At 42.2% G+C, this 1,782-nt stretch carries 1 protein-coding gene; it reads right to left on the reverse strand.

Translation table 11 applies throughout. The annotated features are described in order from the left end of the window. On the reverse strand, positions 1-1,782 hold a 1,782-nt coding region (locus tag F9K23_18785), incomplete at both ends, for a non-ribosomal peptide synthetase (GenBank protein KAB2912604.1).

Consider the following 1,782-nt stretch of genomic DNA (forward strand, 5'->3'; position numbering starts at 1 on the left):
GTGAGCTCTTGGTCTTCAAAGACAACAGCAATATTGTCCGGTGTCTTTTCTACTTGTTCCTCAAACAACTGATGGATCGTTTTGTTCTTTGGATAGTCTGCTTTGGTATCGTTCCATTCAATAAGAAGCTGCTGCTTCTCTGCAGAGGTTAAAAGAGACAGATCTTGAAGAGATTGTATTGGTTTCTGAAGCGTGTCTTTAATTAGCTCTGTGAAGTGAGAAGCAAATCGTTTGATACTTTCTTCTTCAAATAAATCAGTTGCATAGTCAAAGCTTATGTTAATACCATCTTCATGTTCAAAGGCCCCGGCACTTAAATCAAACTTGGCAATGGGATATTCCGAGAAGACAGGAGCTGTTTGGAGATTATGTAAAGCTAATTCTCCTCCAATGTTATTCGTGTTTTGGAAAGTGAACATAACCTGGAAAACAGGGTTTCTGTTTAAAGCTCTGGTGATATTAAGATACTCAACCAACTGTTCAAAAGGCACATCCTGATGTTGATAAGCTTGAAGGGTTGTTTCTTTAACTTGGTGTAGGATGTCTAAGAAGGATTCTGTCCCTTCAAAGCTGGTTTTAAGGGCCAGGGTATTGACAAAGAATCCGATAAGTCCCTCGATTTCTTGATAGTGCCGATTGGCAATGGGAGAGCCTATGACGATATTGTTTTGTCCTGTATATCGATAAAGAAGGACCTGGAACAAAGCCAGGAGAGTCATAAAGAGCGAACAGCCGTGTTGTTGAGAGAATTGATTGAGCTGATTTTTAATGTCTTTAGATAAGACATAATGATAAGAAGCGCCCTTGTAGGTGAGTTCTTTGGGTCTGGGTTTATCAGTTGGTAACGCGAGGAGATCCGGGATATCGGATAGTTGTTGTTTCCAGTAAGAGAGCTGACGTTCGAGAACCTCTCCTTGTAACCACTGCCTTTGCCAGAGGGCGAAGTCAGCGTATTGAATGGGGAGTAAGGGAAGATCTGGATCTTGATTTTGTAGATAAGCGTTGTAAAGCTCCGAGAGTTCTTTAAAGAAGATGCCCATAGACCATCCATCACAGATGATATGATGCATGGTGATGAGAAGCAGATGTTCATCGGAGGCTAGCTTAAAAAGTTTGAGATGGATCAATGGTCCTGACGAGAGATTGAAGAAGATGTTGGTTTCTTGAGTGGCCAAGGTCTGAACATAAGCTTGCTGCTCAGGCTGCGCCGAAAGATCTTCGTAACAGTCAGCAAGACGTATCTGGAGATTTCCCAAGATCTGTTGTTGTGCTTCACCTTGTACGGTTTGGAAGATCGTTCTTAAGGATTCATGGCGTTCAATAAGGGCATTGAAAGCTCTTTCAAAGATATCAAGGTTGAGATGGCCTATGAGCTTCAGTGCTAATGGGACATTATAAATAGCTGTATCTGGCAGAAGCTGGTCTAAGAACCAGAGACGTTGTTGGGCAAAGGATAAAGGCAGAATATCGGGTCTTTGTTGAACTACGATTGGTGGAATAAGCGACAAGGTATCCTTGGTCATCAATTGTTCAACATCCTGGCTTAATGCTTGGAGTGTTGGGTGTTCAAAGAGGGCTCTAAGAGGTAGATCAATATTGTAGTTATGACGAATACGTGAGATCACTTGAGTGGCGAGGAGAGAATGTCCTCCAAGTTTAAAGAAGTTATCATGGATTCCGATCTTCTCAATACGCAGAACTTCAGACCAGATGGTGCAGAGCTCTTGTTCAATCTGTGTAGTGGGCGCGATATATTCCTCTCCGACTTGTCTTAAAGAAAGG

Source organism: Bacteroidota bacterium (assembly GCA_008933805.1).
Classification (GTDB): Bacteria; Bacteroidota; Bacteroidia; order UBA8524; family UBA8524; genus SB11.